The following is a 7,163-nucleotide window of genomic DNA, read 5'->3' on the forward strand; positions in this document are numbered from 1 at the left end:
ACGATGCGGCTTAGTTTGCCGCCTTGCAGTCCTTGGCGTAGCGGTCGCCATAGTTCTCAAAAACCTTCTGGACGATCTCGGTCTGGAACTTGCCGTCCGGACGCTTCGCGACCTTGGTCAGGTAGAAATCCTGGATCGGATATCCGTTGCTGTTGAACTTGAATGCGCCGCGCAGCGAGGTGAAGTCGGCCTTCTTCAGTGCGGCCGCAACCGCATCCTTGTTGGAGAGATCGCCCTTCACGGCCTTGACGGCGCTGTCGATCAGCATCGCGGCATCGTACGCCTGGAAAGCATAGGTCCCGGGCACGCTGTTGTAGGCGGCCTCATAGGCCGCGACGAACTTCTTGTTCTGGGGATTGTCGAGATTAGGCGCCCAGTTCGCGCCGCCGAACATGCCGACGGCCGCGTCCTGCTGCGCCGGCAGGGTCGATTCATCCACCGTGAAGGCCGAGAGCACCGGAATGGTGTCGGCGAGGCCGGCTTGCCGGTATTGTTTCACGAGATTGACGCCGAGGCCGCCCGGCATGAACGTGAAGAGAGCATCGGGCTTCTGAGACGAAATCTTGGATAACTCCGGCTGGAAATCCAGCGTATTGAGCGGCATGTAGGACTCTTCGACAATCTCGCCCTTGTAGTCGAGCTTGAAGCCTGCCACCGAGTCCTTGCCGGCCTGATAGTTCGGCACCATCAGGTACATGCGCTTGTAGCCTCGATCCTGCGCGACCTTGCCGAGGATCTCATGCACCTGATCGTTCTGATACGACGTCACGTAGAAGAACGGGTTGCACTCCTTGCCGGCAAAGGTCGATGGGCCGGCATTAGGGCTGATCAGGAACACCTTGGATTCCGTGACGGGCCGGTGGATCGCCTGGAGGATGTTGGAGAAGATCGGGCCTACCACGAAATCGACCTTGTCGCGCTCCAGAAGCCCCTTGACCTTCGTCACCGCCGCGTCCGGCTTGAGCTCGTCATCGGCAACGATCACCTCGACATCGCGGCCGCCCATCTTGCCACCGAGGTCCTTCACGGCGAGCGCAAAGCCGTCTCGAACCTGTTGGCCGAGCGCGGCGGCAGGTCCCGACAACGTCACGATCACACCCAGTTTGATCTTTTCCTGGGCGAAGGCAGGGTTTACGGCGGTGCCGAGCAGCAAGGCGGCGGCAGCCAAGGTCCATTGCGTCTTCATGATCTGTCCCCCATGACAATCGGGCTTGCGCTACAAGCCGCGTACTCCAATCCAAGCTTATGCCGATGATGGCTGCCGCGGCAAGCGAAGCTCAAGGCGGGTCGTCATCCTGCGGGAGGCGGCACATGCAAGCGTTGCGCCAATTATTTGAAGCCTAAAGAAACTGACGCGCGGTCGATTATTGCAGCTTTGCACTTGCGGCGGGCTTCAATTTATTTGAAGCTCAAAATGTTCGGGAATCCGTGCCGGCGCCAATGCCGGCCCTGAGTGATCGCATCCATATGCTCGATTCCGAGACAAAGGCCGTCGAAACTCCGGAGGACCATGCCGAAGAGCTTCGGCTGTGGCTGCGCCTCTTGACCTGCACGACCTTGATTGAAGGTGAGGTCCGCGGCCGGCTGCGGCAACGGTTCGACGTCACGCTGCCCCGTTTCGACCTGATGGCGCAGCTCGACAAGGCGCCTGACGGCATGACGTTGTCCGACGTCTCCAAGCGCATGATGGTGTCCAACGGCAACGTCACCGGCCTCGTCGAGCGACTGGTGGAATCCGGCCATCTTGACCGGCGCACTTCGGAGACGGACCGTCGCGTCCAGGTGATCCGCCTCACGAAACTCGGGCGCGCCGAGTTTCGCAGAATGGCCGCGGAACACGAGACCTGGATCGCCGATCTCTTCGCCGACCTGACGCCGAAGGATGTGCGCGAGCTGATGCGGCTCCTCGCCAAGACCAAGGCGTCGGCGCAGAAATCGGCTGCGCGCCGCCGGCCTTAAGTCCGCGGGCGGGGTAGCCGCCCGGTCCCACCTTGCCGCAGGAAAAAGCACGGATGCCCGAAATCCGCTATTGCGCCGAATTGTTTTAAGCCTAAAATGTTTTGAGATAGAGCTGCCGGGTGCTTTCCATGCTGAAAGGAGCGTGCGATGGCCAACGCCGCCAAGGTGCAAGTGTCGAGCTCGTGTGACGGCAATGCTGCGACGGCTCATGCCGATACGTTCGCACGGCAGCAACTGCCGCCGCGTGAGCTCTGGCCGGAGTTCATCTTCACGCGGCCGGAACTGCACTATCCTCCGCGATTGAACTGCGTCAGCTATTTCCTCGATCGCTGGGTCGAGCAGGGGCACGGCGACGCTCCTTGCGTCATTAGTCCTACCGTGAGCTACAGCTATCGCGAGCTGCAGGCGCTCGTGAATCGCATCGCCAATGTGCTGGTCGGCAAGCTCGGTCTGGTCACCGGCGAACGCGTGCTGCTGCGCTCGGCCAACAATCCGATGATGGTCGCGACCTATCTCGCAGTGATCAAGGCCGGCGGGATCGTTGTCGCGACAATGCCGTTGCTGCGCGCCAAGGAGCTATCCTACCCAATCCAGAAAGCGGAGATCACGCTCGCTCTGTGCGACGGAAAGCTCTCCGAGGAGATGGAGAAAGCGAAAGCCGCGGCGTTCGGTCTCAAACATGTCATCTATTGGGGCAATGGCGCGGAAAACTCGCTCGAAGCATTGATTGCGGACGCGAGCCCTGAGTTCACCCCTGTCGATACCGCCTCCGACGACATTTGCCTGATCGCCTTCACGTCGGGCACGACCGGCGATCCCAAGGGCACCATGCATTTCCACCGGGATATGTTGGCGGTCTGCGACAGCTATTCGCACAACATCTTGCGGGCCGAGCAGAAGGATCGCTTTATCGGCTCGGCGCCGCTCGCCTTCACCTTCGGTTTCGGCGGCGTGCTGTTTCCCATGCACATCGGTGCCTCCTTCGTCGTGCTGGAGAAGACGACGCCGGATGACATGCTGACTGCGATCGAGCGGTACAAGACCACGGTCTGCTTCACCGCGCCGACTGCGTATCGGGCCATGATCGGCAAGCTGGCAGGACGCGACATCTCTTCGCTTCGAAAGTGCGTGTCCGCAGGCGAGACGCTGCCCAAGCCGACATTCGACGCATGGCTCAAGGCAACCGGCATCAAGCTGATGGACGGCATTGGCTCGACCGAGATGCTGCACATCTTTATCAGCGCGACGGAAGACGAGATCCGCCCGGGCGCGACGGGTAAGCCCGTGCCGGGCTATGAAGCGAAGATCGTCGATGATGCCGGGAACGACGTGCCGCCGGGTACCATGGGCCGGCTCGCTGTGCGTGGGCCGACCGGCTGCCGCTATCTCGCCGACGAGCGGCAACGTAAATACGTCCAGAACGGCTGGAACCTCACCGGCGACACTTATCTGATGGATAGCGACGGCTATTTCTGGTACCAGTCGCGCTCCGACGACATGATCGTGTCATCCGGCTACAACATCGCGGGCACCGATGTTGAAGCGGCGCTGCTGACGCATCCGTCGGTTGTCGAGTGCGGCGTAGTCGGTGCGCCCGACGAGGCGCGCGGGATGATCGTGAAGGCCTATGTCGTTGCCGCACCCGGCGTGACGCCGGACGCGCAGCTCGCGGCCGAGTTGCAGGAACATGTCAAACGCGAGATCGCGCCGTACAAATATCCGCGCGCGATCGAGTTCGTGACGCAATTGCCGAAGACTGAAACCGGCAAGCTGAAGCGCTTTGCCCTGCGGCAAATGGCGCTGGCTGCAGCGACGTCCTCGGGCGTCGCGGCAGAATGAGAGAAGGACAAAGAATTGTGACGACGCCGAAAGGCCCGCAGCTCGCGGTGCTGCCGACCGACGATGATAAGACCCGTGCGAAGGTGCAGATACTCCAGCCGTCCGGTTGGCCGATGCCGAAGGGCTATGCCAACGGCATCGCCGCCGACGGCCGCATCGTCGTCACCGGCGGTGTGATCGGCTGGGATGCCGAGGAGCATCTCGCTGACGGGTTTGTCGCGCAGGTGCGCCAGACCCTGAGCAACATCGCCGAGATCCTCGCTGAAGCCGGTGCGCGGCCCGAGCACCTCGTGCGCCTGACCTGGTACGTCATCGACATGGACGAATACCTGTCGAACCTGAAGGAGCTCGGCAAGATCTATCGTACCATCTTCGGCGCGCACTATCCGGCGATGGCGCTGGTTCAGGTCGTCCGCCTCGTTGAGAAGGCGGCGCGCGTCGAGATCGAGGCCACCGCCGTCATTCCCCGCTGAACCGCGTTCGGCTCGCCTTTTCAGCCAGCTTTGGCGAGATCGTCGTCCTCGGGCGAATTCAGATAGACGCCCGACATCGTGTCGACCCAGCACAGGTGGTCGTGCACCTTCTTCACGCCCTCGACATTCTCCGCTGCGACAACCGCGGCCTGCCGCGCGCGTTCCTCGGTGATGACGCCGCTGAGATGAACGATGCCGTCGCGGACGATAACGTTCAGCCCGAACGGGCACCAGTCGTTCTTTTCCATGGTGTCGATGATGCGGACGCGAATGTGATCGTCGTCGGCCGTCGGATCCGGCACCTCGCGGGCAAGCCCCGCCACCGCCTGCAATAGATTGGCGCGCGAGACGATGCCGACGACCTTGTCGCCGCGGACCACCGGCAGGCGCTTCACGTTGTTGCGTTCCATGAGATCGACGATCTCCGCGAGCGCGGTATCCTCGGTGATGGTCACGGGTGAGTCGGTCATCACCTCCGAGACCTTGCGGCCGTGCTCTTGAACGAAATCGCTGGCCGACGTGCCGGGGCCGAGGATGAACCTCAGCCAGCGCCCGCGCTTGCGGCCGGTGCCGATTTCGCTGCGGCGGATGAAATCCCCTTCCGAGACGACGCCGACCAGCTTGCCGGTTTCGTCGACCACGGTAAGGCCGCTGACGTGCCGCTTCAGCATGATGTTCGCGGCTTCGACGATGCTGGTGTCGGGAGTAACCGAGATGACTGACCGGGTCATGATCTGGTGGGCGCGCATGGGGGAGCTCCGCAGGTTCGACGAAATTCGATGGGCGGAACCTATTTCAGACTTGGAGGCCTGTTTTGACACAGGTCAAGCGGGCGACGTCGCCCGATGATGGTGAAGCAATCGTGATCGGCGTGCGAACTTGATACAGCTCAACGCGTCCGAAACGGACCGCCATATCGTCCGGGGAGGTCAAACCGGAAGTGCGCAGGAATAATCAGCCATGAGCGTCGTGCAGCTTGTCCCGCGAAAGGAAGAGCCGGCAGGGGAGCCTTCCGTGAACCCGGTTGTGAGCGTCGCCCCTCCGACCGGAAAGCCGGCCATGAGGCCCACGCCGGCGTCAGAGCCGTACCCTCTTGATCGCGCATTTCACGCGATGCTGGCACGATTTACGGGCGGGATTTCGCCGGCAGCCCTGTCGCTCGCCTGGCTCGATTGGAGTTCGCATCTCGCGGCAGCGCCGCAGCGGCAAGCGGAGATCGCCCGCAATGTCCTTCAGGATACCGGCCGGTTCATCGAGGCCGCGCTCCATGCCGCGTCCCCGGATCAAAGGCCGTGGTCCGTGATTCAGCCGCAGGGGCGGGATCGACGCTTCAGGGAGCCGCAATGGGAAGCCGCGCCGTTCAATCTGTTCGCCCAGGCGTTTTTGCTCGGAGAGCGCTGGTGGCACGATGCCACGACCGGCGTGCGTGGTGTGTCGCGCGCAAATGAGGCCATCGTCGAATTCTCGGTCCGCCAGATGCTCGACATGCTGGCGCCGTCGAACTTCGCCGCGACCAATCCGGAGGTTCTGGAAAAGGCGTTCCAGAGCGGCGGAGAGAATTTTGTGTTCGGATGGCAGAACTGGTGCAGCGACCTGGTGCGCCTTCTGTCTGTCTCGAAGCCGGTGAGAGACGAGCAGTTTGTCGTCGGCAAGACGGTGGCAGCGTCGCCGGGCAAGGTCGTCTACCGCAACGAGTTGATCGAGCTGATCCAGTATTATCCGACGACCGCGCAAGTGCGGCCCGAGCCGATTCTGATCGTGCCGGCGTGGATCATGAAGTATTATATCCTCGATCTGTCCCCGCAGAATTCGCTGGTCAGATATCTCACCGGCCAAGGCTTTTCTGTGTTCGCGATCTCCTGGCGCAATCCCGAGGCGAAGGATCGGGATGTTGCCTTCGACGACTATCGCAAGCTGGGCGTGATGGCGGCGCTGGATGCGATCGGCCGAATCATGCCGGGTCGGAAGACCCATGCGCTCGGCTACTGTCTGGGCGGCACGTTGCTGTCGATCGCCGCTGCCGCAATGGCGCGCGACGGCGACACGCGACTGGGGACGATCACCCTGCTTGCCGCTCAGACGGACTTCACCGAGGCCGGCGAGCTGACGCTGTTCATCAACGAAAGCCAGATTGCTTTCCTCGAAGACATGATGTGGAAACGGGGCTATCTCGATACCACGCAAATGGCCGGAGCGTTCGCGCTCCTGCGCTCCAATGATCTGATCTGGTCGCGGCTGTCGCATGACTATCTGATGGGAGAGTCGGCGCCACTGAGCGACCTGATGGCCTGGAACGCCGACGCCACGCGGCTACCTTATCGCATGCATTCGGAATATCTGCGCAAGCTGTTTCTCAACAATGACCTGGCCGAGGGCCGCTATCAGGTCGCCGACAGAAGTATCTCGCTGTCCGACATCCATGCGCCGATGTTCGTGGTCGGCACACCCACCGATCACGTGGCGCCATGGCGATCGGTCCACAAGATCCACTACCAGGTCGATGCCGACGTGACGTTCGTGTTGACCAGCGGCGGTCACAATGCCGGTGTCGTTGCGCCTCCGGAGGAGTCCTGGCATAGCTATCAGGTGCTGACCAAGGTCGCGGATGCGCCCTATGTCGGTCCCGATGAATGGCTGAAGCTGGCTCCGCACATCGAGGGGTCGTGGTGGCTGGAATGGAGCAGCTGGCTCGCGGCCCGCTCGGGCGAGCCCTGCGCCCCACCGCAGATCGGGATCGAGGGCGCAGACAGTCTTCCAGATGCGCCGGGAGACTACGTCCACACCTAGCAGGCTGTTGAAGAAGTCTTGGAACGGCGCGCGATGAACGGGATGTTGTCGCCGTTGAGGAGACAAATCTCCCCTTCGAGTGAGCCGTCATCCTGCAGTTCGGCC

At 62.1% G+C, this 7,163-nt stretch carries 6 protein-coding genes; 4 read left to right on the forward strand and 2 right to left on the reverse strand.

The annotated features are described in order from the left end of the window. Nucleotides 1–10: 10 nt before the first annotated feature. Nucleotides 11–1,186: an ABC transporter substrate-binding protein gene (locus AC629_RS16875; protein WP_084806047.1), complete on the reverse strand. Its 1,176-nt coding sequence runs from the start codon at nt 1,184–1,186 to the stop codon at nt 11–13. 254 nt (nt 1,187–1,440) lie between these two features. On the opposite strand from AC629_RS16875, the gene AC629_RS16880 reads away from it, so the two are divergent. From AC629_RS16880 to AC629_RS16890, 3 genes are all read left to right on the forward strand, one after another. Continuing rightward, a complete protein-coding gene (locus tag AC629_RS16880) occupies nt 1,441–1,959 on the forward strand; it encodes a MarR family winged helix-turn-helix transcriptional regulator (RefSeq protein WP_084806049.1) in 519 nt (172 codons plus the stop codon). A gap of 147 nt (nt 1,960–2,106) precedes the next feature. Next, complete coding sequence (locus AC629_RS16885; protein ID WP_084806051.1) at nt 2,107–3,798, forward strand: benzoate-CoA ligase family protein; 1,692 nt, start codon at nt 2,107–2,109, stop codon at nt 3,796–3,798. 17 nt (nt 3,799–3,815) lie between these two features. Then, the gene (locus AC629_RS16890; RefSeq protein ID WP_084806053.1) at nt 3,816–4,271 is read left to right on the forward strand and encodes a RidA family protein; all 456 of its coding nucleotides are present in this window, start codon (nt 3,816–3,818) and stop codon (nt 4,269–4,271) included. A gap of 20 nt (nt 4,272–4,291) precedes the next feature. Here the strand turns inward: AC629_RS16890 and AC629_RS16895 are convergent, their stop codons facing one another. After that, nucleotides 4,292–5,020: a CBS domain-containing protein gene (locus tag AC629_RS16895; RefSeq protein WP_084806055.1), complete on the reverse strand. Its 729-nt coding sequence runs from the start codon at nt 5,018–5,020 to the stop codon at nt 4,292–4,294. 310 nt (nt 5,021–5,330) lie between these two features. On the opposite strand from AC629_RS16895, the gene AC629_RS16900 reads away from it, so the two are divergent. Then, nucleotides 5,331–7,058: a PHA/PHB synthase family protein gene (locus tag AC629_RS16900; RefSeq protein ID WP_502693019.1), complete on the forward strand. Its 1,728-nt coding sequence runs from the start codon at nt 5,331–5,333 to the stop codon at nt 7,056–7,058. The last annotated feature ends 105 nt before the right edge of the window (nt 7,059–7,163 follow it).

The sequence above is a fragment of the Bradyrhizobium sp. NAS80.1 genome (genome assembly GCF_001908205.1).
GTDB lineage: Bacteria > Pseudomonadota > Alphaproteobacteria > Rhizobiales > Xanthobacteraceae > Bradyrhizobium.